This window comes from Hyphomonas adhaerens MHS-3 (assembly GCF_000685235.1).
Taxonomy (GTDB): domain Bacteria; phylum Pseudomonadota; class Alphaproteobacteria; order Caulobacterales; family Hyphomonadaceae; genus Hyphomonas; species Hyphomonas adhaerens.
In genome coordinates this window covers 2235933-2258995 of the sequence record NZ_ARYH01000001.1, presented here as the reverse complement: position 1 = coordinate 2258995, position 23063 = coordinate 2235933, and the positions used below count along the sequence as shown (strand labels likewise).

Sequence of the window (23063 nt, the reverse complement as noted above, 5' to 3'; positions counted from 1 at the left end):
TCAGTCTTTATGCAATACGCCAGCAGCCAGGAAACCGCCATCCACTGCCAGAACATGACCATTCACATAGGCAGATGAAGGACTTGCCAGAAAGACAGCAGCGGCAGCGACTTCCTCAGGCGTGCCATAGCGGTCTGCCGGGATCGCACGGCGGTAGACCCGGCGAGTCGTTTCGCTGTGCATTTTCGCGACCAGATCCGTCTCGATGGCACCGGGGGCCAAGGCATTCGCCGTAACGCCATATGTCGCCAGCTCTACAGCCAGCACGCGGGTCAGCATGATCACGCCGCCTTTCGCACTGCCATAGGCAGCCCGGCCTGTTCCACCGGCAACACCTGCTGTCGATGCGATCGTGACGATCCGACCATAGCCCGCCTCCTTCATCTTTCGCCCGGCAGCCCGGCAGCAATAGAAGGCACCGGACAGGTCAACATCCATCATCCTGGCCCACTCGTCATCGCTTGTATCAAGGAATGACCGTTCAAGGCCGATCCCTGCGCTGTGCACAAGGATATCGAGTTTTCCACCACCAAACTCGGCTGCAGCTTCGACAGCAGTATCGCACTGCTGACTGGAGCTGACGTCAAGCGGTACGCAGATCACCTCTGCACCGGCGGCTTCCAGTGACGCCTGGGCAATTCGCATCTGATCGGCATCAAGATCTCCGATCGCGACCCGGACGCCCTGCTGTGCCAACTGCTCGGCGACCGCAAAGCCAATTCCACGGGCGCCGCCGGTGACAAGCGCTGTCTGACCTTTAAGAACTCGCATGATAACTATCCCCAGAATTCCTTGGGCGGCGGATAGACGGTACCATCGACATATCGCGCCGCATTGTCATAATCGTCCGCCAACAGCAGCGGTCCGTCGAGGTCGGCGAAATCACACATGGTCGCCAATGCGAGCGCCGGCGCCATGGACAGTGATGTGCCTGCCATGCAACCGACCAGGACATCAAACCCCAGCCGCCGAGCTTCCGCCAACAGAGCAAGCGCGCCTGTCAGCCCGCCGGTCTTGTCGAGCTTTATGTTCACCGCATCGTAGAGACCGGCCAACCCCTCTAGCGCTGATACCGTGAAACAGCTTTCATCCGCACAAAGCGGAATGGGAGACTGAAAACCTGCCAGATCTGCATCTTCACCAGCCGTCAGTGGCTGCTCAAGCATAATCAGGTTCAGCTTCGCCAATGCCGGGGCAACTTCGCGCAAGCGCTCAAAGCTCAGATCCTGATTGGCATCCGCCATAAGGATTGCATCACCGCGGACCTGCCTGACAGCCCGAACCTGATCCACAATGCGTGGCGCATCGACCTTCAGCTTCAGGCGCGGGCCAGTAACCTTCTCGGCAGCGGCCGCCATTGCACCGGGCGCATCCAGGCTGATCGTCTGGAAAGTCTGGATTGTGCCAGCCGGCGCGCCAATCATTTCATGGATGGAGGTCGATGCTTCCTTGCAGCGCAAATCCCATAAGGCGCAATCCAGCGCGTTGCGAGCCGCATAGGATTTTAGGCCACCCAATGCGGCTTCAACTGCCACCTGACTGCCGAAGCCTTTCTCGAAGGCCGCAAGTTCAATCGCGCCTTTCTCCGGATTGTCGCCATGAAAAAAGACGCCAATGCCTTCGCCTCGTCCCCGTGCAGCGCCGGAGTCCAGTTCAACGGTCAGTACGTCGATGGAGTGCAGTTCAGCAAACGCAAACTTCAATGGCTGCTTCAGAGGCCAGGACTTCTGACTCACCCGCATGCTTATCATAGCGCTTACGTCCCGGCTGGCACGGAAAGTAGCGCATCAACAATTGGCTCAGCACCTATCCGGATAGGATCGATCACAGGAACGGACAGCCTGTCAGCCAACTCCTCGCAAAGCTGGCGCGCTTCTGTCTCATTCTTTCGGCTTGTGTTGAGGCTGATGCCGGCACACCGAACGTCCGGACTTGTCAGCCGGGCCGCCTCCAGATGGCGGTCAATTGCGAGCTGGAGATCCGGGACTGGAAAGTCCTCGAAGAAACCAAGCCGCTCGCGACCGGCCTCATGACATAGCACGATGGCTTCCGGCTGACTGCCATGCAGCAGACCAAGAGACACACCGGCATAAGCAGGGTGAAAAATAGACCCCTGCCCTTCGATAACGCTCCAGTGCTCAGGATCGCTAGCGGGAGAAAGATACTCAGCAGCACCAGAGATGAAATCGCTCACGACACTGTCAATCGCGAAGCCTTTTCCAGAAATAAGCACACCGGTCTGACCCGTGGCACAAAAGTCTGCATGCTGACCTCGTCGGCGTAACTCTTTCCAGATTGCGAGTGCCGTGTATTTCTTGCCGACAGCGCAATCGGTTCCCACCGTAAGCACCCGCCGGCCGGAACGCGCTTTTCCACTACCAATCGGAAGAGCTTCGGGCGGATCTCGCAAGTCGACCAGCCTCCGGCCTTTTTTCTCTGCCAACGCGGCAAGTTCAGGGTCCGACTTAAGACGCTCATGCATTCCGGCGACTACATCAAGCCCGGCCTCCAGCGCGTCGACAAGAACCCGGCGCCAAGCCGGCGATATGGTGCCACCCACATTCGCGATACCGATCAACAGAGAGCGGGCTCCCTTTGCGGCCGCTTCCGCTGGCGTCAGGTCCTCAAGACCCAGATTGATCGCATCGTCTGATAGCCGGCACTGTCCCACGCAGTGTTCCGGCGCCCATTGCACTATGCCGATCCCGGTCTTGGCCATCAGAGGACGCGCCTCATTGCCGAGAAACACCAGGTAAGGCGCGTTGACTCTACTCATTTCCAACTCTCCGCCCGCAGCTTTCGGAAGCAGTCTAGAAGCTTTTCTCGACCCTGATGCCATAGGTCCGCCCTTGCGCACGCTGGATGTATGGGCCGACCTGATAGGTAATGTAGCGCGTATCCTGGAGATTGTTCACAAACCCGCTGAAGCTCCAGCTGTCACCCTCAACACCGAGACGCAGGTTCACCATCTCCGGCAGTTCGGACTCGATCGTGTTGGCATTGTTCTGGAAGCCATCCCACGAGTTGCTATAGCTGCCATAGGCAAACAGGTTGAGCGTATCGTTCAGGGGCTTGCGGTAAATTGAGTTGATGCTGAAGCTCTGCTTGAAGCTGCGGGGCACCTGATTTCCGGAATAGTCGACTTCGCCGCCGCCAGACATTGGCACAACAAATGACTCATACGTCGCATCAAGATATCCGTAAGCGACATTCACATCCAGCCCTTCAAGCGGACGGGCGGTCAGCTCGGCTTCGAGGCCTACCGATTCGATTTTGCCCGCATTGATGCCAAGACCGTTCACACCCGCCGGGAAGGTCGGGTCGATCACAGACTCATCGACCGAAATCAGCGCGTCCTTGCGTGTCTGAGAGAAGGCCGCAAGGGAGAGCTGCGCGCGCTCGCCTAACTGGGCTTTGACACCCGTCTCGAAACTGATGGACGTTTCGCTATCAAACGGCAGGTATTGCGGCTGGCTTGCACCTTCGTTTATGCCGCCCGCCTTGAAGCCTGTGGAGACCGTCGCGTAGACCATGACAGCATCCGACGCATCATAGCTGAGAGTTCCGGCAGGCGACCAGTTTTCGAAAACCGGATCGGTCGCGACAGAATAGTCCAGTGAACGCCCAACGATATAGATACAGGATGTGCAGCCCGGCGTTGTCTGGTCGAACGTCACGTCGCGCTCATCGCGGGTATAGCGCAGGCTCGTATCCAGGGTCAGCCGATCGGTGATGTCATAGGTCAGTTCGGCGAACGCGGCGAAGGAGAGAAGCTCCTGCTTGTTGTCGAGCACGAACAGCACGCTGTCCAGATTATCGCCCGTCAGGCCACCATTGTCCGGCGGAAAATACGTGCCGAGGCCCGGAACGCCCACCGAGATCAGGAAGTCCGTGTCGAAAAAGGAATCTTCTTTCAGGACGGTCGCGCCCACAAGGTAGCGGAAACGTTGATCGTCCGCAGACGCATAACGAAGCTCGCCGAAGAAATTGTCCAGCGTGATGTCCCGCGTGGAGGTTTGCAGATAGGCACTCGAAAAATCGGTATCGTCCTGCTGGAACACATCGATGGAGCGATAGCTGAGAATGTTTGTCAGCGTGCCAGTGCCGATGCGCCAGTTGATTTCAGACGAGACCTGGCTCTCTTCAGAATTGTAGGGTGTCTCAGTATTGTAAGACAGCTGCCGCGTGTCGTCACCTACCCGGAATACGGGCGGCGTCTGACCTTTATCATTCCGGTAGAGACCGGTGATGAGAACTTCCAGATCATCCGAGGGCTGCCAGAGGACGCGCGCCCGAGCCGACACGTTTTCTTTCTCGTCCAGTTCTTGATTGAGAAAGACGTTGCGGGCAAAGCCCTTATCCTGATTAACAGCCTTGAAGCTGAGACGCCCTGCAAGCGTGTCGCTGAAGGCATAGTTGCCCATGCCGACCAGTTCCTGGCGTTCTTTATTACCCACCTGAAGAATGATATTCGCGGCATTCTCGAAAACCGGCTTGGCAGTCGTGATGTTCACGGCGCCGCCAACGGCGTTGCGGCCGTAGAGACCCGCCTGAGGGCCCCTCAGAACTTCCACCTGTTCCAGATCATAAAGGTCGGACAAGCTGGTGACCGGGCCGCCGACATAGACACCATCCCGATAGATGCCAACGCCGGGTTCTTCGGTAGAACGCTCCCGGCTGACACCGCGCACGGCAATGTTAGAGCTGACGAAGTCGCCGCCTGGCTCGAAGGAAACGTTCGGGCTAAGAGCAACCAGGTCGCCCACATCGTCGAGTGCGCCAGTTTCAATGACATTCTTGCTGAAAGCGGTGATGGCCAGCGGCGTATCGGTGATGGCTTCCACCCGGCGCCGGGCCGTGACAGTGACGACGTCAAAGACCGCCTCATCCGCGGCATCGTCTGCGACTTGCGCAGCGCTTTCCTGCGCCGCAGCCGGGCTTGGGAGACAGGCGGCCATCGCCACACCCACAAATAGCGCCGTTTTCCACGAAGCCGCCCCGACCGGCTTTTCTTTTTCCTGCAACATCATTCTCTCAACCCTCCGGTTTTCAGGCAAATGCGGTCAGCTGCCGACCCAAGCAATCATCCGCTCCAAGTTCCAACGCCCCTTTTATCAAAAATGAGATCACTTTCAATATTTATTTGGATCTATCTTGTCATATGGCCGAGGCACGCCACCAAAATGGTCACTTAGCTTCCGAAATGCCGCCTGTTTGGAACACCTCGTCCTGTTCCCGGAGCATTGTCATGACCCCCATAGCGAAGACGATTGCCTCCTTCTCAACCCCGCCCCTATTCAAGGCCAGCGCCAGGACACGTTCCTCTTCTGGCTCGAACATCAATATCGCCACTGCGCCTTCTGATGTACCGGAATGCCAGTAGATTTTCCGGCCAGATGCTTGGGTTATGAGGCTGTCATAGAGCTGCGCCGGAATGTATTCGCGGCGTGCTTCGATGAATTTCGTGAAATCGACATAGAGGCCCAAACCATAGTCGATGGCTGAGCCATCATTCAGCGTCGCCGGTGCAAACATTTTGCCCTGCTCGCCCGCGGTCAGGAATTTGCCATCAATGAGCGCAGCGCCGAAGCGCGCAAGATCCTGCGTAGATGCGATCATTCCAGCGCCGGCATATTTGTAGCTACTGTCACTATAGGGCGCATTGATCAGCTCACCGCCAGCCCCCATTTCGTAGTTTCGGACCCGACCGGGAATAACTTCGCGGAGATCATCAAAGTCAAAGTGATCCAACCCGAGGGGGCCCCAGACTTCGTCATGCATGACGGCTTCCAAACTTTTACCAGCCGCACGGGTCATCACAGCACTAAGCAAAGTATAGCCATAGCTGGAATAGATGAACTGCGCGCCCGGAAGGCATTCCAGGGCATCATCGCGGAAAAGCGCGAGGGCAGCGAAGACATCGTTATAATGGATATAGGAGATTCCCTCTCCATCCCGGTATCCCCTCACGCACCCAGTGTGGGAGGCAAGCTGGCGGAGTGTGTCATCTCGGGCTGGCCCGTCGAAACCTTCGAGATAGTCTGATACTCGGCCGTCAAAATCGATCTGACCGTTCCTCGCCATACGGATAGCCGCAGCAGCAGTCACGGTTTTGGAAATCGAACCTATGCGATTGAGCTTGTCCGTGCTCATCGGAACCTGCTGTTCAAGATCTGCAACGCCGATTGCCTTGTCCACAACAATCTCTTCGCCTTCAATGATGGTAAGGGACGCCCCAGGTGACTGGACCTGGCTGGCAAAGTCACCCAGGGCAGCCGCCACATCCGGGCGAAGTTCAGCATATGAAAGAGGCTGCTGCACAAAAAAAGCGAGGACTAACAAGATCAAACTGCGCATTCCAAATCTCCTGTCTCCAACGATCACGACAATCGCCTCACAGGCCTCAGCCGCGCACGATCCATTTCGTTCAAATTGTCCGAACAGCTAAATCAACCGCTCGATCGGGGATGCCCGATATTGATTCCAGAGTCCTATTTATTGAATTTGATGTCAATTTCTTTAATGTGCTGAGGCCGCCGATTTGCTGAGATACCTATCGGAAGAGTGCTGTCAGATGAATGCGAGCTAGCCGCCGTTTTTTCGCGAGGCAGTAGATCCAAGGCTGTAATCAGCTCGTGCCATTTGCGAATCTTGTGCGCGAAATAAGCCCTGTACTGATCGACCCAGTGGCCGACCGTTTCATAGAAAATGTCGGTGCTGCGTTCGTGAAGCAGATCTTCAGCATTCCACAGGACAGCAAGAATCGCACATACATCATGACCGCAAGCTGGATCATTTCGAGTGACGTCTTGAATTAGCGATTTGGATTTTTCGCCATTTATCGTTGGCTAATAATCAGAATTGCTCACATTAAGCCCGGTCTTTTGACAGTGCTCATTAGCCAAATTCAAGCTGTTTCCCTGATAACATCGGCAAGGATGTCCAGGCCCTCATCCAGAACTTCGAACGGAATCGTGAGTGGCGACAGAAAGCGGATGACGTTGGACCGCACGCCGCAGGATAACAGCAAAAGCCCCTTTTCTCTTGCCACCGACACGATGCGCTTCGTGCGATCCGGATCTGCGCGTGATGGGTCTCCGTCCTGTATCAATTCCATTGCGGTCATGGCGCCAAGCGTCCGGATTTCACCAATGCCGCGATCAGACTGACGTAACGCTTCGCACCGACGCACGATCTTGTCGCCAATTTCAATGGCTCGCGCGCACAGGTTTTCACTTTCGATCACGTCGAGAACCGCCAGGCCAGCTACACACCCGAGCGGAGACCCGCCATAGGTTCCTCCAAGCCCGCCCGGAGCAGGCGCGTCCATGATATCAGCTTTGCCAATGACGCCAGAAATTGGGAGCCCTCCGGCCATCGCCTTGGCAACCGTCATCAGATCAGGCTCAATTCCGGCGTATTCTGTGGCGAACATTTTTCCAGTTCTCGCAAATCCAGATTGGATTTCGTCCACGATGAGCAGGATACCGTTTGCGTCACAAATCGCGCGCAGAGACTTCAGAAAAGCTGGACTTGCTGCATAGAAGCCACCTTCACCCTGAACCGGTTCAATAATGATTGCAGCGATACGGGTAGCCTCTACATCAGCTTTGAACAGAGCCTCCAACGCGTTGAGCGAATCGGCTTCTGATATCCCGAGATATGGTGCAGGAAACGGCACATGCCAGACATCTCCCGGGAACGGACCAAACCCGGTCTTGTACGGTGCCACTTTACCCGTCAGGGCCATCGTCATCATGGTGCGACCATGGAAACCGCCAGAGAACGCGATGACGCCAGGCCGGCCGGTTGCGGCTCGGGCAATCTTGACGGCATTCTCTACCGCTTCGGCACCAGTTGTCAGGAAGATGGTTTTCTTTGGAGAAGGTCCGGGCGCGAGAGCGCTTAGTTTTTCGGCAAGAGAGATATAGCTTTCATACGGCGTCACCTGAAAGCACACATGCGAGAAATTATCCAACTGAGCCGCAACCGCGGCTTTGACCTTCGGATGATTATGACCTGTGTTGGTAACTGCAATCCCGGCCGCAAAGTCGATATACCGGTGACCTTCACCATCCCAGATCTCAGCATTGAGGGCACGAACGGCAAAGACCGGATGCATGCTGCCAACACCACGGGGGACAGCGGCTTCGCGTTTCGACCAAAGCGTTTCATTTGTCATATCATTCGCTCGGCGATTAAGCGCCGAGGCCTCCCATCATGATGTACTTGAGTTCCAGATAGTCATCGATGCCGTGGTGAGATCCTTCGCGCCCCATACCGGATTGCTTCACCCCGCCAAACGGCGCCGCGGCATTTGAAATGGCGCCTTCATTGATTCCAACCATGCCATATTCGAGGGCCTCGGAAACGCGCCAAGCACGACCGAGATCACGCGTATAGGCATAGGCGGCCAGCCCATAGGGCGTATCGTTCGCCATAGCCACGACGTCATCCTCCTTGTCAAAGGCAATCATCGCAGCAACCGGCCCAAAGATTTCTTCACGTGCGATATCCATCGATGGCGTCACGCCGGACAGAATTGTCGGTTGGTAAAATAGCCTCCCCGCGTCATGACGCTGACCGCCTGTGACAAGCCGGGCTCCCGCCGTTCCAGCCGCGCCGACGAGGCGCTCAACTTTCTTGACCGCCTCTTCATTAATCAGTGGACCAATCTCTGCACCAGCAACATTGCCGTCTGCGACCTTAAGCATTGCTACCCGGTCGAGCACTTTTTCAGCGAAAGCATCCATAACTTTCGCATGGACGAAAATGCGGTTGGCGCAAACGCAGGTCTGCCCAGCATTTCGGAATTTTGACGCCATAAGGCCATCAGCCGCTGCATCGAGGTCCGCATCATCGAACACTATGAACGGCGCATTACCGCCAAGCTCCATAGAGACCTTTTTGATTGTACCCGCAGCTTGTCCGAGGAGAAGCCGGCCAATTTCGGTTGACCCCGTAAAGCTGATTTTGCGAACAGTTTCACTGGACGTCAGCTCCCCTCCAACATCCGCTGGCCGAGAAGTTGGCAGGACATTGAACACTCCGTCTGGAATACCCGCTTCGCCGGCTAGTTCTGCCATGATCAATGCTGACAGGGGCGTATCTTCCGCGGGTTTTGCCACCAAGGTACAACCTGCCGCAAGCGCAGCGGCGGCTTTTCGCGCGAGCATGGCGTTAGGAAAGTTCCAAGGTGTGATCGCAGCGCAGACTCCGACAGGTTGGCGGATCACAACGACCCGCTTGTCGGACGCCGGAGCTGGAATGACCTCGCCATATATGCGCCGAGTTTCCTCAGCGAACCACTCGAGATACGATGCGCCATACAGAATTTCGCCTCGCGCCTCTGTTAAAGGCTTGCCGTTTTCAAGCATCAGGATCCTGGCGAGCCGGTCTGCATGCGCGACCATCAAATCACGCCAATGCCTGAGTGCATTTGCACGGTCATTGGCCGTCCAACCGGCCCAAGCTTTTTGGGCCGCACCGGCAGCAGCGATTGCCCTGCGTGTTTCAGTAACTCCGCAATCTGCCACAGTCGCGATAATCTCGCCCGTCGCTGGATTGGTGACATCAAATGTGTGCCCATCGCTGGCGTCGGACCAGCGCCCGTCAATGTAGGCCTTCACTGGGCATTGAATGTCGCGGTCAGACATGGAGGCATGATCCCTGAAATATGTGTTGGTGCAGATTAAGCCGAACTGGCCCAACCCATAGAGCCAGTTCGAGGGCGTATGTTGCGCCAGATCGGATCAACCACCCGGCGCGCGTGCACGGTCCAGCGCCAACGCCGGGACCAGCATGATCAGGCCGCTTATCCCAAGACCGGCTACCGCCAGATTTATCAAAACCGAGTATCCGCCCCCTCCCGCCAATACCCAACCTGCAACCATAGGGCCGGAAGCCAGGCCAAGTTTCGAGACAAAGCCACCGAATGCTGACGCACGTCCTGCCTTATCGAACTCCGCTGTCATGCCAAGAAGGTAGGCAATAACGAATCCCCAAGTAATTCCCGTACCGCAATTCGCGATCATGTAGGCAGCGGGGTTGGCACTATAGTGGAACACCGCAGTCCCGATCAGGGTCAATGCGATAGAGGCCAGCAATAGCCTGAAGCGGCCAAACCTCAGTCCACAAATCATCACAAGCAGGGGCCCGAGTAAAGCAACCCAAGTTGCAAGCCCCAACGCTGTCGATACATACGCTCGGGTCAATCCGTAGTCGAGACCAAGTCTGATGATATAAGCCAAAAGCCCCATATTGGCGGCCTGAAAAACAAAGATAGCAATTAGTGTCAGGCCAAGCGGTCCCCAACGAATAGAGTTTTCACCAGAACTTACCTTCGCGCGAGGCGGGTAAGACGACAGAAATGGAAGCATCACAAGCGTCACCAGACTGAACAGCGCGAGCGCAAGAAACAAGGCCTGCGTACCGTAGACAGGCGCTAAAGGCGGCAGGACCATAACACCTAGACCGCCCAGTCCGAACTGGACGAAAAGCAACATACCAAATGTCCGGTCAGGATTGGCTGTGCGTGCGATAACCGCAAAAGCTGTGCCTGTAAGAACACCGCCTGCAAAACCATGCGCCGCGCGAACCGGCAAGAGTGCTTCAAACGTCTGAAGGCCAATTGAGAGCAGGTCTATCCCTACAAGGATGACTAAACAAAAGGTAGCCAGGATTTTCCAGGGCACCGCACGGATCAGGAACACGGCCACTAGCGCTCCAAGTGCTGCCCCATAAATATTCACTGACCCGATTTGCCCAGCCTGGCCTTCGGTGAGACCGATACCGCTGACCAAACCATCTACAATCGCCGCCATGATGTTGACATAGAACAACCCGGCTGTCGCAAGGAACGCGAGGAGGACCGCTGCTGCAAGTCCATCCGCCTGGGCTGACAAAAATTTTGATTGCGGTGCTGAAGTCGTAGTCATTCGGATAGACCTCTACAGAAGGGGGTTATCTTTTCTGTCTCGAAAGCAGCACGTGCCCAGGAATACCCACTACCATCGCTGACATAATAATAGGATGTCCCGTTCGGAATCAGCGCCGCTGCCAAACCGCCAAAACCCGATAAGAAAGGAATTGGGACCGACGTGTCGCAGTGGCCGTATGTTTGAATATCAAAGGACCAGAATCCGTTATTGTAGCTAAGCGGAGCGGCAGGTGCTGGCAGACCGCGATCAATCGGATCCTTTTGCAAAGCGGCCGCGAATGGTACCGGCGCGAACATGTCGACTCCATCAATCTGACCGTTTTCGTGACCAATAAATTCCAGTAGTCTGGCCAGGTCACCGCGCTGCATGAAAAGCCCCCAACCTGTAAAAGGTTGAGCATAGGCGTCTTTTGTACGCCGTGTTTCATCTAGCGTCGCAGACAGGCCGAGTGGTTTCCAGATCGCGTCCACGAGCAGATCTCGATAAATATCGGCGTCAGGACCTTCGTGCGTCTTCAGAAAGCTTTGCATCGCAGTTCCAAGAAGGAAGGTATCGGATGTATGGTAGACCCACTGCTCCCCCGGCTGCTCCCGGTATGGGTATTGCGTGCACGCGAGTGCTATTTTCTCGCTCTGCCCTTCAACCATGAAGAAGTCTTGATCAATGGCAGCGTTTTCGTCTGCTTCGGGTTCGACGGAGTTATAATGCCCTGTTACCATATCGAGCGCGTTCTCAAAAGTCACACCCTTCCAGCTCTCGCTGGCCGCGCAGGCCGGAACATAATCACTGATGTTTTCCTGCATTACGCCCGGGTACAGTTTTTCCAGCCGCATCAGTCCAAGCCCGCCAAACAGGGACTTTGCAAATGAGTAAGACGGGATGACGAGGTCATCACAATAAGGATAAGGGCCATACCGTGTCTCGCAGCCACCAACATAGTGCACGCCGTCCGCCACCAGCCCAAATAGGGTCATGGAAGATGGCGCAACATCTTCTGCCGATCCGAATACGGATTGGTCCACATCTGGATAGGCAGCGCTGAGCGCACTTATCGGGCGCAATGGCAAACGGCTGGATCGCTCCAATGCGTCTCGGCTCCTGATCGCTGCCGCTTCGGGAATGTCGCCGGGAGCATACGCCGTTGGCGCAACACCCCAAGCATCAAACTGGAAATAAGCGCAGGTTTCTGACCCAATTTGCCAGACCGCCGGCGTGATCGACCCATCGGCTTTAAAGCCGAACATCAAAAGACCGTTGTGAACACAATTGGCGTTTTTCTCGACCAGCGCAAATGGCAATGCCCCTCGGCTCCATCCGCCATCATCCGGTTCACGCCAAACGCGGCCGGGTGTCAGAATATAATCCCAGTACGGGTCTTCCGAAATCACAAGGCCGCGTTTGGCAGGTAACAAACGCTCCCCGTCCTGGACAAGCGCGACCTTGATCTCTGGAAGCGATGCCAAGGGTGTTTTGCTAAGTGCCATAAGACCAAAGCGATCTACCACAATACGAGTTGTTTGAGGCTTTGCGACAGGCTTGAACGTCAGCCTCCCACCAAACTGTACTTCACTGGGAATACTATCGGCGGACCGTGCGAACTGAACCGTTGAAAACGGTCCTTGAGGTTCAACCTCGCCAAGCAGATACTCCGGAGCAATTACGAGACTGGGAACACGGTCAGTTCCTGATTCCGGCAAGCTGGATACGCTGACATTGTCTGCCCAGCATGTGTCATTGCCGGCATTGCCAACTGCCTTGATCTGAAGCGAAAGCTGGTCTGCCGGTACGACAATCTCGCCAGACACTTTATGCAGGGACACAGTATCGTCCTGCCCATCGGATATCCGCCCAAGCTCAATCCAGTCGCCGTCCGATACAGACGCTTCCAGCACACAGCTATCCTTGCCCTCAAGATTATCAGCCGCGAATTCTGTGGAGACTTTGTAGCGCCCCGGCGGAAGGGCAAGACGAATGGTCGCCGAGGCATCGCGTTGCAGCCGAAGTGAAATATTTCCTGCATATTCCGTCAGCCGAATATCTCCGCGCGCGGGCTTGCCGGTCCACCCCGAAGTATCACCATCCTGAAACGTTTCCGACCACAGGCCTTGAGCGCAGGCGGAAGCCACACCCAAAATCGCGATAGTAGCAAGTACGGCGGCGCGGTACATCTATTCGTTGTCTCCCAAGGCATTTATCAGGGGTGCGAGCTGTTTCTCATATCGCCGCCACCGGTTGACAGAGCTTGTATAGATCGGACGGCGAACCTGAGCCGCGCTGGCCGTCGCCGTTGGACTGGTATTCTTGTGGAAGTCCAGGCAGGCTGTGTCCCATGCCAAACCAACCTCGGACAACAGACGTCGGGTCTGCACCTCTTGGTCTGCGACGATGTCTTCGTAGTGAACTTCTATGATTCGACCTGGCAACATCGCGTGCCAATGCATCATTAGTCCCGACTTCGCACGCATATATTTGGCCAGGTCATCAAAATTGTATGAGAACGGGTAGCCCATCCGGAACAAGGCTTTGTACATACCAAATGCATTGTCTATCGGATTGCGATTGACGTGAATGATCCTGGCATTCGGGAGGGCTGCCGCGACAAGGCCAATATAAAGGAAATTGGCTGGGGCCTTGTCAATTGAGAACCGCGCTCCCTTACCGCGCTGGCGAATCCTATGAAGGTAGGTCTCTCCTAGGTCCCGCATGTTCAGACCTACCGCTTTTGAAATGAGGTCACCCGGTCCCGGGACCGTGCGGCCCATGGCCGTCAGAGTCAGCGGGAAATCGTTCAGCTCACCGAGACTCTCAACTTCCGGATGGGCACTGAGAATACGATCGACGAGCGTGGTTCCGCTGCGCGGAAGACCGAGCACAAAAATAGATCCCTCATCGTCACACCCGTTGCGAGCTTTCCCAAAGAATTCTGCGTCAAAGACTTCGGCAATACGCGCCATCGTGACGATGTCTTTTTCGACCCGATAGGCCATCTTTGTGCGGCGGGCATCAGCCCCCTTCTTCAGGGCCACGAAGCTCTCCTCATGGCGTCCCAGGTCTTCGAGTTCGTGAGCCAGTGCATAGTTCAAACCGACGGCGCTCATCGAATCCTGAGCAGTTTCGTCAATTGCTTTGCGAATGGCATCGATATGATTTTTGTCTGGTGTTTGCCTGCGCAAGGTCGCACGGTTGTAATAAGCGTCATAGTCCCGGGGATTGGACTCTATCAGCCTGTCCAGCAAATCTTCGGCTTGCTCCAACTTCCCAGTTGCGATCAATGCTGAAGATAGCGCGTACTGCAACGCCGTACTTTCAGAATCCAGAGCCAATGCGGCACGTGCGCATCGCTCAGACGCATCAAAATTCCCGCACTGGCTGTAGGCTTCGCTGATGCGCCCCAGCCACGCCGCGTCACCTTCTGCGTCAGCTTCCATTTCCCTCAGTGCAGCGAGCGCAGAGAGGACGTCACCCAAATGGATCTGAGCCTCGACATCCAAGAGCCGGATGAGTGGTGACCCAGGTGCCAGGGTCAAGGCTTTTTCAAGATGAGCACGCATGCGCGCAGGATCAGCCGTCAATTGCGCCAACCGCGCCGCAGCAACCCAGCCGTCTACATAAGCCGGTCTGCTGAGGGTAAGTTCTGAGATCAGTTGAGCAGCTCGCCCCACGTCGCGCCCACGCAAAGCCCGATCAATTTCCGCAAGACGCGCATCTGGTGCTTGGGATGGGGAAGCAATGGTCATCTGGATTACCGGCATGGCAGATCAATAACCCGCCATGCCGAAAGAACCTCTTAGAAGTTTTGGCGGACGGTTACACCAATCGTGCGCGGCAGGGAAATCAGCTGCTTGTTCGCATTACCGAAATAACCCTGGGCTGGTGCTGTCCCCATATAAGCTTCGGTAAAGACACCCGTGACCCCGTCATCATTGGCGATGTTCTTCATCCACAGTGAAAATGAAGTATTATTGCGCGTGAAAGTCGTCGTCGCATTCCAGATGGCAAACCCGTCGAGCGGGACATTGTAGGTTGGTGAGACACCGACACCATTGCGGGTTTCGGACTGATAGTAACCATCAACTCTCGAATACCAGGTCCAGTTATTGAGATCCCGCGTATAGTCGAGCGCCCAGTTAAGTTGATGCTCTGGCGTTCCCGGAAGCATTGCGCCGTCCAACGCAATTGGCGCAGCCGGGGCCGGACGATCCGGGGCGTAGAAATCCTTCGTCAACTCGGCATTCACGTAGGCATAGCCGAGCGAATAGTGCCAATTATCATTGAGGTAGCCATCGAGCGACGCCTCCAGACCGTAGCTCTGTGCTTCACCGCCATTCTGTACGGTGAAGAACCCCCAATTTGTCGAGGCCGTATTGAGCTGTGGGTCAGTCCAGTCAACGAGGAAGGCGCTTACATCATAACGAATGTCGCCGCGCTCTCCTTTGACGCCGACCTCATAGTTGACGACCGAATCTGGCGTATAAAGCTGCCAGCGCGGGTCCTCAGCAAAAGAGCCAGTGAGTGGCACTGCATTTGATCCACCGCGGCGATAGCCCTCTGATATGGTTGCATACAGCATATCATATTCATTGTAGTGCCACGACGCGTTCACCTTGAACAAAACGTCGTCTTCTGACGCCGAAAAAGACGCATTCGTCGGATCCGAGACACCCGCATAGAGCGGCAAATCAAGGAAGGTGACGTTCTCAGACTTGTTGTCAAAATACCGGGCACCAACGGTCAGATCCAGATCAGGCGATGTATGCCAGGTCAGTTCACCAAAGAGAGACACTTCTTCAAAGTTCTCTGTCCGGCGATACGCGAAATCCTGATCCCTTGTGACCGCTGTTGCCGCGAATGGCAGGTAAGCGTCCCACCAGTTCTTGAAGCCTCGCAGAAAGCTTGATTGCGTCCCTTCAAGCTGTTGCTTGCGGTAAAACCCGCCGACAACATAGTCAAAGGCATCACCGTCATCTGAGACGAGACGAACCTCCTGAACCACAGCCTCATCAGCAAACGTACGCACAGCAGATGCCATCGGCCGCGGATAGGTGTAGTAGAAGCTCAGGAAGCCAGCTTGCGCATAGAAACCTGTATTCTCACTGACACTTTCACCCGTGTGATCATAGTGGGACGTCGATGATGTCAGCGTTGCAAAGCCAAGATCAAATTCGGCTTCGAGGGATGTCGCATTGATATCGCGCGAGGATGGCTCAAGCTGGATAGATCCGTTCTCATAATCGCCATATGTGTTTCCGAAACCGTCCTGTCCGACAGTGCTCTGGCGCCGTCCACCGACCTCATCAGATTGGCGCGTGTGGACAATCTTGATCGACATCTTGTCAGTAGGCTCCAGCAATAGAGTCGCCCGCCCCATCCAGACATCCACAGTGTCTGCGTCTTCCACCGATTTGTATGAAGCGGCTGTATCCAGAATGCCGTTGGGTGCGACAGGGATACCGCTACTGTCCAGTTCGTACACGTTCACATAGTCAGTGATGCCCGGGTAATCCCCGACGCTACCGACGATACGCAGTGCGGCTTTGTCACCGATCGGCATGTTAAATGCACCGTCAACACTATAACCGAGGCCTTCTGACCCCTCCACCGACGAGCCGGAGGCGCTGACATAACCATTATACTCACCGAGGTCCGGATCTCGTGTAATGTAACGGATCGTTCCGCCCAGTGATCCTGAACCATAAAGCGTGCCCTGCGGGCCTCGGAGGACCTCAACTCGCTCCAGGTCGCGCAGCAGAAAATTGGCAAAAATGGGCGTGTCGTTGACATAAGTCGAAACGGACGCGACCGCCGAGACGGCGTAGTCACCCAGACCATTACTATCAACCGCCAAGCCACGAATCCGGGCAGAATTCATCGTGCCGGAATTGCGGGCACCGCGATCGACGACGGCGACTCCGGGGATCGAGCGGAGAAGTTCAGCGTCATCGAGTATACTCGCCGCTTCGATGCTTTCTCCAGTAACAGCGGAGATATTGTAGGGTACATCCACCAAACTTTCGTCGCGACGGGTTGCAGTAACAGTGATCGTATTCTGCCGACTGACAGTATCGTCTTCTTGTGCTGTTGCCGTAAAAGTTCCGAGCGACGTGGCGCTGACGCCTGTCATCAGAAGGGTGAGCAAACTCGCCTTTGGCCGACTGAATCGGGTATTCTTCATTTTGCTATCTCCTATTTGTTACGACAATCTGGCACGAGGTCGAAGTCGCCCCCTAAACCGAGCCCTTATTATTGGTAGTGGTCAGACGAGGTGTTTTTGATGGCTGTGATAATTTGGCCGATTCAGGCACTATCGAACGGGTTGGCATTTCCAGCGCACCCCAATCCCGCATAGCTTCAGAACGCGCATCAACGCTTTCGTGCAGCGGGAAGCGTCCGGGCATATCTCGAAAACTCTTCATAACCTGACCAAGGCCATTCCAGCCTCTTGAACGGGCGCTGCGAACCTGCTCAAGGTCCAGCTCAAGCGCCATGATTTCGCGTCCAGCCCCAGCCTCATAAATGAGGTCCCCGCCAGGCCCATATATGACTGAGCGGCCATTGCCCTGCTGGCCTGCGACATTCAAATCAACAACAAAGCATTGACTGATCGCGGCGTTGGCGCGCGCAATTGCAAGTTCGACATCGCGATCGATTGTATTCGTCATTGTCGGGACAATGATTACTTCCGCGCCCATCGCTGCAAGTGTTCGAACAAGCTCCGGGAACCAAATATCGTAACAAATAGCGACCGCGACTTTTCCAGCACCAGGTACGTCAAAAACGACATAGCTGTTCCCTGAAGCCACACCTTTCTCGTAAGGCAGGAACGGGAACATCTTGTCGTATCGCGCGATGATTTGCCCTGTTGGGTCGATAATCGGCGTCGTGTTGAATACCTGCCCATCACGATCTTCATACAGGCTGCCTGGAATGATCCAGAGACTCGTTTCGGCGGCAAGCGACTGAAGGCGCTGTTCCGTCGCCCCACCCGCTCGTTCTGCCTTCTCTGGACTCGCGCCGTGGATGGCGAGTTCACCCAGCGCGATCATGCTGAGCCAAGGGAAGCGTCGTGCAGCCGATCTGACTTCCTGCTCGATCAGTTCCAGATTTCCAGTGGCTTCACCGGCAGTCTGGATCGCTGCAACTCCCAATCGTGACATTCCTGCACCCCAGCTTGTCGAAGTCTGTGGGTCGGACGATGCCGACGCTGGACTCGAGAGAGTGCAACATGACAGGACCGCAAGTTATGGCTTAGGGCCAAAAACCGATCCTCTTTGGAGCCAGATTTTGTGAACAATCAATACAACCCGTATCAGCCCGGGAAGTCAGACCGAGGGTGCCATGATAACGGCACTGTCCACGACGCGCCCGGAGTCGTCGAGCCAGGACAAATGCTGACCGTCGACCGAGATACGGAATCCCAATACTTCAGTGAACGCCCAGCGTTGCCATTGACGATACCACTTTTCACCTTCGACCCACCAGCGACCAGTATCTTTGTCTTCACCTGCCGAACCGGCCCGGCCGATCATATTTCCGTCAGGTTCCAGTTTGATTGTACACGGCTCTCCGTAGACAGTACTATAATGCAAAGTAACCCCGCCAAGCGTTTTAGTGATTTCTTCACCGGACAATGTCGCTTGCTGCGATGAGGGAGGCGGCCCATCCTTCGACACCGCATGCATGGCTTCTGACAGCGCCGCAATACCATCCCGGATCCGGTCAGACTGGATGCTTGTAACGCCAAGCCGGAACATATTCGTTGGCGCATTGCCGGGCGCAAAATACTGCTCCACCGCCTCAATCAGGACGCCGCGCGCCTGTGCGTCAGCCATCAGCTTATCCGTCTGGAGGCCTTCTTCGCCGCGAACCCAATAGGTGGTACCACCGCGGACCGGAGCCACAGCAATAGACAAAGGCCGATAGTGATTAAGTGCATCTCGCAGCGCGATCAGGCGCTCCTCGAACACCTTGTTGAGACGGCGAAGCATGGAATCATAGTGGCCGAGCGACAGGAAAAAGGCCGCGGCTCGTTGATTGTTTGGCGAAGGGCGTCCGGTCGTGAGGCTTCGTAGCCTTCGGGCGGCAGTAATGACTTCTGGAGGCGCGACCATGAAGCCAAGCCCGACGCCCGGTTCGAGAACCTTTGAAAGGCTCGCGACATAGATGACCCGGTCCCCCCCCTCCATCGCTCGAAGGGACGGAATCGGATCATCGAGATAGTTCAACTCGCACTCAAAATCATCTTCTATGATGAGGAAATCATTCTGCGCAGCCATATCGAGCAGTTCGGCCCGCCGGGCGCTTGAGAGCGTTACGGCAGTCGGGCGTTGGCGACTCGGCGTGACATGAACAATGTCGCATCCTTTGAGCTTGTCGTCGACGATCAACCCTTCATCATCAACGGGGAGAAAGGTCAGGCGAGCTTTGCGTCCCTCGAACAGGGCGCGCATTTCCGGTAATCCGGGCTCTTCGACGCCAGCCACTGTTCCCTCCGAGGCAAACAGTCTCGTTATCAAATGCAGGGCCTGCTGTTCGCTAACGGTTATCAGCAGTTCGTCGGGACGGGCAATAATACCCCGTCTCGGCAGAAGCTTTGTGCGTATTTCCTCGATCAGGGCATCATCATCCGCTTCTCCGGAATCGACAGACCAGGTTTCCACCTCCTGCGCAGCAAGCGCCAGGCGACTGGCTTCACGCCATTCGAAGATCGGAAACAGAGACCGGTCATAACGCCCCTCAATAAAAGGGTATCGGTTGGTTTGCCAGTCAGACGGAAACCTGTGGGTCGACCTAGCAAAAACAGACTCGTTTAAGCGCGCGCTGACCGTCGATAGAACAGGCCCGCTGCGTGGGCCGATCACCGGCATCGAACATCCCTGATATCGCTGCATATCAGTCGCCACGAACACGCCGCTTCGTTCTCGCGAGACCAGGTGCCCATCCGCGATGAGCGTCTGGTAGGCTATCAGAGCCGTGTTGCGGGAGACCCCCAGACGATCCGCCAGTTTCCGCGAAGAAGGCAATCGCACTCCGGCTGGCAAAACCCCGGAGCCGATCGCATTGAAAAACCCACGACGGATTTGATCCTGAAGGGACAAACTGCTTGTCCGATCCAGCTGAAGAAGCGGAGCAAGCGCAGAAGCTTCTATCGTCTGGACACGGGTCATAAAATTCATCCAATACCAAAACGGACGGGTATCACCATGACAAAATGGTCGCAATGGTGGGTGCTGTCAGACAAACTCGAACCATTCTCCAATTTTCGCGAACGAGCAGGTCTCCGCCAGCGACCAGCTCGCGCCATTCGAGAAGCGTGGGTCGCGTAGTGATTTGAACCTGACCCTGCTCTCGGTATTCTTTTAATGTTTGAAGTGGTTGTGTACAGACGAGTGGATTAAGGCGAACTCTTGGAGACTTCGCTTGCGCTTAAAACGCGAATTTCCTCGCTCTCGTCAGCCGAACGGAAAATCTGAAATTTCAGCCCGATCGTTGAGATGTCGGACATACATCATGACCGCGAGCTGGATGCCTTCAGGTGACGTCTTGAAATAGCGGAATGGATTCTCGTTCAATTTTCGAGCTTAAGTACCAAGATTGGCGCCTTCAAATTCAGTTCCGCTGACAATGCCAGCAGCAGCTTGAGGCTGTCGCAGTGTTGCATAGCATCCCAGCTCACGATTGTCAACAATATTGTTGACAATCGTGAGCTGGGTCGAAATATTCGGGCATGTCCACAAACGCCCAGACATCCAATCGATTACCGAAGCCCTCCGCGCTCAGCATGGTTCACGCCATTGTCGAGGGGCTGGAGGTCGGTGATTACATACCCGGCCAGCGTCTTGTGGAAACGGAACTCTGTGCACGGTTTGGCGTCGGAAGGCAGACCGTACGAGATGCATTGCAGCAGCTCCAGGTACGGGGCGTAGTGTCCATCACTCCCAATCGAGGCGCAACCCTAGTCACGCTCACTCCCCAACAGGGTGCCGACACTCTCAAAGTCACCCAATTGCTTTTCGGTCTGGCGGCCGAAAGCGCTGCGCGTGAAATTGCCGACGGGGCCAGCAGCGACCGGCTCTCTCGAGCAACAGCGGAGCTGGAACGCCTCCAGAATTCCACGTCACCCCGCGACTTTGTCACGGCGCGCCGGAAATTCTACAGCGCGCTGGCCGCCACAGCGAACAATGATGAACTGTCTCACCTGCTCGCTCGTGTGCGGGTTCACGTTCTGCGGGCCCAATACGGTTTCCTGAGGCTGCGCGGACAGCACGCCTCTGAACTCATTGCTGTCGGAAAAAAAGTCCTGCAAGGCGACCCAGTCGGGGCTGGCAAGCTGAGCCGTGAGCATGTCTGTAAGTTACAAGAAACACTGAAAGAATACGAAAAGGGAGTATAAGCGATGAGCTTTGACGTGGTCATTCGGGGAGGAAAAGTTTTCGACGGATCCGGAAACGCTCCCTACACCGCCGATATAGGCATCCGCAACGGCCGGATCGAGGCGATCGGATCCATCGACACCAGAGGGGATCGCGAGATTGACGCGACCAAATACATTATCACGCCCGGCTTTATCGATATCCACACACATTATGATGGGCAGGTGACTTGGGAGAACCGACTGGCTCCCTCTTCCGGTCACGGTGTTACGACTGTCTTGATGGGAAATTGTGGCGTCGGCTTTGCCCCGTGCCGACCTCACCAACGGGATATGCTCGTCAAGCTGATGGAAGGGGTGGAAGACATTCCCGAAGTCGTCATGGTCGACGGCCTCCCTTGGAACTGGGAGAGCTTTCCGGACTACCTAAATGCGCTGGACAATCGCGCGCTCGACATCGACGTCGCAACCCAGATCCCACACTCCGCCCTACGCATTTACGTGATGGGAGAGCGCGCCGCCCGCAAGGAACCCCCGACGGCAGAGGATTTGGCCCAAATGCGGTCGCTTGTTACCGAAGCCATCGCGGAAGGCGCATTCGGGGTAACAACCTCCCGCAATATGATGCACCGGACGAAGGCTGGCGAATTGGCACCAAGCCTGTATTCGGAGACGGACGAATTAAAGGCCCTGATGGATGGGCTTGTCGATGCTGAGGCTGGCGTCTTCCAGATCATCCCTGCGCCGGACGGGGATGCGGAGTCTGAGTTCTCAATTCTGCGGCAGGTCGCTGAATATGGCCGCCGCCCGGTGTCCTTTACGCTGCTCGACGTTCCGAACCAGCCAGGACGCGGCTGGCGTTCAGTGCTTGAAGGACTCGAAGCGGCCCGTGCGGATGGACTGCAAATGCGCGGTCAGGTCGCGCCCAGGCCGGTCGGCATGTTCTTCGGTCTCGACCTCAGCCTGCATCCTTTCACCGCGCATCCAAGCTACAGGAAGATTGCCTCTCTGCCGCTGGAAGAGCGTGTCCGGATCATGCGTGATGCGGAATTCCGCGCACAGCTTCTGTCCGAGACACCAGACGATTCCAATCCCGTCACGCTGAACCTCATCAACGCATTCCGCGCATCGCATGAGTGGGACAAGACGCCAAACTACGAGCCCAAGCGCGAGGACCGCATCGAATCGCGCGCTACTGTCGCGGGGCAAACCGTCGAAGAGTATGCCTACGACCTTCTGTTAAAGGATGAAGGCAAGCGGCTTTTCTACCTTCCAGCAGCGAATTACACTGAGGGCAATCTCAACGCCGTTCGCGAAATGCTGGGCCACCCCGATACGGTCATGGCGCTCGCCGATGGCGGCGCGCATTACGGTCTGATTTGCGATGGAAGCTTCCCGACCTATTACCTGCAACGTTGGGCACGTGACGCCAAGGAAGAGGAAAGGATACCGCTCGCCCAAGCGATCGCAGAACTCACATCACGGCCTGCTGACACGGTAGGTTTCACCGACCGCGGACGCATTGCTTCCGGCCTGAAAGCTGACTTGAATATTATAGACTTCGAAGCTCTGTCGCTTCATGTCCCGACGGTCAATTATGATCTTCCAGCCGGCGGAAAACGCATGAACCAACTTGCAGATGGCTATATTGCGACCCTTGTTTCAGGTGAAATCACTTATTGGCAGGGCGAACAGACAGGCTTGCTTCCGGGTCGCCTCGTGCGGCGCGGCAAAGAAGCGGTTTCATGAGCTAC

15 protein-coding genes and 2 pseudogenes are annotated in these 23063 nt (G+C 55.8%); 2 read left to right on the top strand and 15 right to left on the bottom strand.

Annotated elements, in window-relative coordinates:
• From HAD_RS10965 to HAD_RS18875, 15 genes and pseudogenes are all read right to left on the bottom strand, one after another.
• Complete coding sequence (locus HAD_RS10965) at positions 1-771, bottom strand: SDR family NAD(P)-dependent oxidoreductase (protein ID WP_035571014.1); 771 nt, start codon at positions 769-771, stop codon at positions 1-3.
• A 5-nt stretch (positions 772-776) separates the two neighbouring features.
• Positions 777-1703, bottom strand: a complete 927-nt coding sequence (locus HAD_RS10960) for an enolase C-terminal domain-like protein (RefSeq protein ID WP_162177507.1) — start codon at positions 1701-1703, stop codon at positions 777-779.
• A gap of 53 nt (positions 1704-1756) precedes the next feature.
• Positions 1757-2776: an N-acetyltransferase DgcN family protein gene (locus HAD_RS10955; RefSeq protein WP_199285849.1), complete on the bottom strand. Its 1020-nt coding sequence runs from the start codon at positions 2774-2776 to the stop codon at positions 1757-1759.
• A 34-nt stretch (positions 2777-2810) separates the two neighbouring features.
• Positions 2811-5030: a TonB-dependent receptor gene (locus tag HAD_RS10950; RefSeq protein ID WP_035571011.1), complete on the bottom strand. Its 2220-nt coding sequence runs from the start codon at positions 5028-5030 to the stop codon at positions 2811-2813.
• 157 nt (positions 5031-5187) lie between these two features.
• The gene (locus tag HAD_RS10945; protein ID WP_035571010.1) at positions 5188-6357 is read right to left on the bottom strand and encodes a serine hydrolase domain-containing protein; all 1170 of its coding nucleotides are present in this window, start codon (positions 6355-6357) and stop codon (positions 5188-5190) included.
• 284 nt (positions 6358-6641) lie between these two features.
• Positions 6642-6796, bottom strand: a pseudogene (locus tag HAD_RS18880) (IS6 family transposase); the annotation flags it as partial.
• Between the two features lie 111 nt (positions 6797-6907).
• On the bottom strand, positions 6908-8182 hold the full coding sequence (gene gabT, locus HAD_RS10940) for a 4-aminobutyrate--2-oxoglutarate transaminase (protein WP_035571008.1): 1275 nt from the start codon (positions 8180-8182) through the stop codon (positions 6908-6910).
• Between the two features lie 16 nt (positions 8183-8198).
• Positions 8199-9656, bottom strand: a complete 1458-nt coding sequence (locus tag HAD_RS10935) for an NAD-dependent succinate-semialdehyde dehydrogenase (RefSeq protein ID WP_035571007.1) — start codon at positions 9654-9656, stop codon at positions 8199-8201.
• A gap of 96 nt (positions 9657-9752) precedes the next feature.
• Complete coding sequence (locus HAD_RS10930; protein WP_035571006.1) at positions 9753-10937, bottom strand: MFS transporter; 1185 nt, start codon at positions 10935-10937, stop codon at positions 9753-9755.
• Positions 10934-13108 (bottom strand): serine hydrolase domain-containing protein, encoded by a 2175-nt coding sequence (locus HAD_RS10925; RefSeq protein WP_051596151.1) that lies wholly within the window; start codon positions 13106-13108, stop codon positions 10934-10936. The genes HAD_RS10930 and HAD_RS10925 overlap by 4 nt, the downstream gene beginning before the upstream one ends.
• Positions 13109-14677 carry a tetratricopeptide repeat-containing sulfotransferase family protein gene (locus HAD_RS10920; protein WP_162177506.1) on the bottom strand — a complete coding sequence of 523 codons (1569 nt, stop codon included), beginning with the start codon at positions 14675-14677 and terminating at the stop codon, positions 13109-13111.
• Between the two features lie 50 nt (positions 14678-14727).
• On the bottom strand, positions 14728-17112 hold the full coding sequence (locus tag HAD_RS10915; RefSeq protein ID WP_035571004.1) for a TonB-dependent receptor: 2385 nt from the start codon (positions 17110-17112) through the stop codon (positions 14728-14730).
• 52 nt (positions 17113-17164) lie between these two features.
• Positions 17165-18094, bottom strand: coding sequence for a carbon-nitrogen hydrolase family protein (locus tag HAD_RS10910; RefSeq protein WP_084331890.1), 930 nt, complete (start codon positions 18092-18094; stop codon positions 17165-17167).
• A gap of 165 nt (positions 18095-18259) precedes the next feature.
• A complete protein-coding gene (locus tag HAD_RS10905) occupies positions 18260-20104 on the bottom strand; it encodes an aminotransferase-like domain-containing protein (protein ID WP_051596148.1) in 1845 nt (614 codons plus the stop codon).
• Positions 20105-20434: 330 nt separating this feature from the next.
• A pseudogene (locus tag HAD_RS18875) lies at positions 20435-20509 on the bottom strand (IS6 family transposase); the annotation flags it as partial.
• Positions 20510-20664: 155 nt separating this feature from the next.
• Here HAD_RS18875 and HAD_RS10900 point away from each other — a divergent pair.
• Positions 20665-21330 (top strand): GntR family transcriptional regulator, encoded by a 666-nt coding sequence (locus HAD_RS10900; RefSeq protein ID WP_084331888.1) that lies wholly within the window; start codon positions 20665-20667, stop codon positions 21328-21330.
• A gap of 3 nt (positions 21331-21333) precedes the next feature.
• Positions 21334-23058 (top strand): N-acyl-D-amino-acid deacylase family protein, encoded by a 1725-nt coding sequence (locus HAD_RS10895; RefSeq protein ID WP_035571002.1) that lies wholly within the window; start codon positions 21334-21336, stop codon positions 23056-23058.
• Positions 23059-23063 lie beyond the last annotated feature (5 nt).

What these genes read in the sequence shown, in the direction of transcription:
- HAD_RS10905 (WP_051596148.1), bottom strand. Translation starts at nt 20,104, where the DNA reads ATGACCCGTGTCCAGACGATAGAAGCTTCTGCGCTTGCTCCGCTTCTT.
- HAD_RS10900 (WP_084331888.1), top strand. Translation starts at nt 20,665, where the DNA reads ATGTCCACAAACGCCCAGACATCCAATCGATTACCGAAGCCCTCCGCG.
- HAD_RS10930 (WP_035571006.1), bottom strand. Translation starts at nt 10,937, where the DNA reads ATGACTACGACTTCAGCACCGCAATCAAAATTTTTGTCAGCCCAGGCG.
- HAD_RS10965 (WP_035571014.1), bottom strand. Translation starts at nt 771, where the DNA reads ATGCGAGTTCTTAAAGGTCAGACAGCGCTTGTCACCGGCGGCGCCCGT.
- HAD_RS10945 (WP_035571010.1), bottom strand. Translation starts at nt 6,357, where the DNA reads ATGCGCAGTTTGATCTTGTTAGTCCTCGCTTTTTTTGTGCAGCAGCCT.
- HAD_RS10955 (WP_199285849.1), bottom strand. Translation starts at nt 2,776, where the DNA reads ATGAGTAGAGTCAACGCGCCTTACCTGGTGTTTCTCGGCAATGAGGCG.
- HAD_RS10950 (WP_035571011.1), bottom strand. Translation starts at nt 5,030, where the DNA reads ATGATGTTGCAGGAAAAAGAAAAGCCGGTCGGGGCGGCTTCGTGGAAA.
- HAD_RS10935 (WP_035571007.1), bottom strand. Translation starts at nt 9,656, where the DNA reads ATGTCTGACCGCGACATTCAATGCCCAGTGAAGGCCTACATTGACGGG.
- HAD_RS10920 (WP_162177506.1), bottom strand. Translation starts at nt 14,677, where the DNA reads ATGACCATTGCTTCCCCATCCCAAGCACCAGATGCGCGTCTTGCGGAA.
- HAD_RS10915 (WP_035571004.1), bottom strand. Translation starts at nt 17,112, where the DNA reads ATGAAGAATACCCGATTCAGTCGGCCAAAGGCGAGTTTGCTCACCCTT.
- HAD_RS10910 (WP_084331890.1), bottom strand. Translation starts at nt 18,094, where the DNA reads ATGTCACGATTGGGAGTTGCAGCGATCCAGACTGCCGGTGAAGCCACT.
- HAD_RS10895 (WP_035571002.1), top strand. Translation starts at nt 21,334, where the DNA reads ATGAGCTTTGACGTGGTCATTCGGGGAGGAAAAGTTTTCGACGGATCC.
- HAD_RS10925 (WP_051596151.1), bottom strand. Translation starts at nt 13,108, where the DNA reads ATGTACCGCGCCGCCGTACTTGCTACTATCGCGATTTTGGGTGTGGCT.
- gabT (WP_035571008.1), bottom strand. Translation starts at nt 8,182, where the DNA reads ATGACAAATGAAACGCTTTGGTCGAAACGCGAAGCCGCTGTCCCCCGT.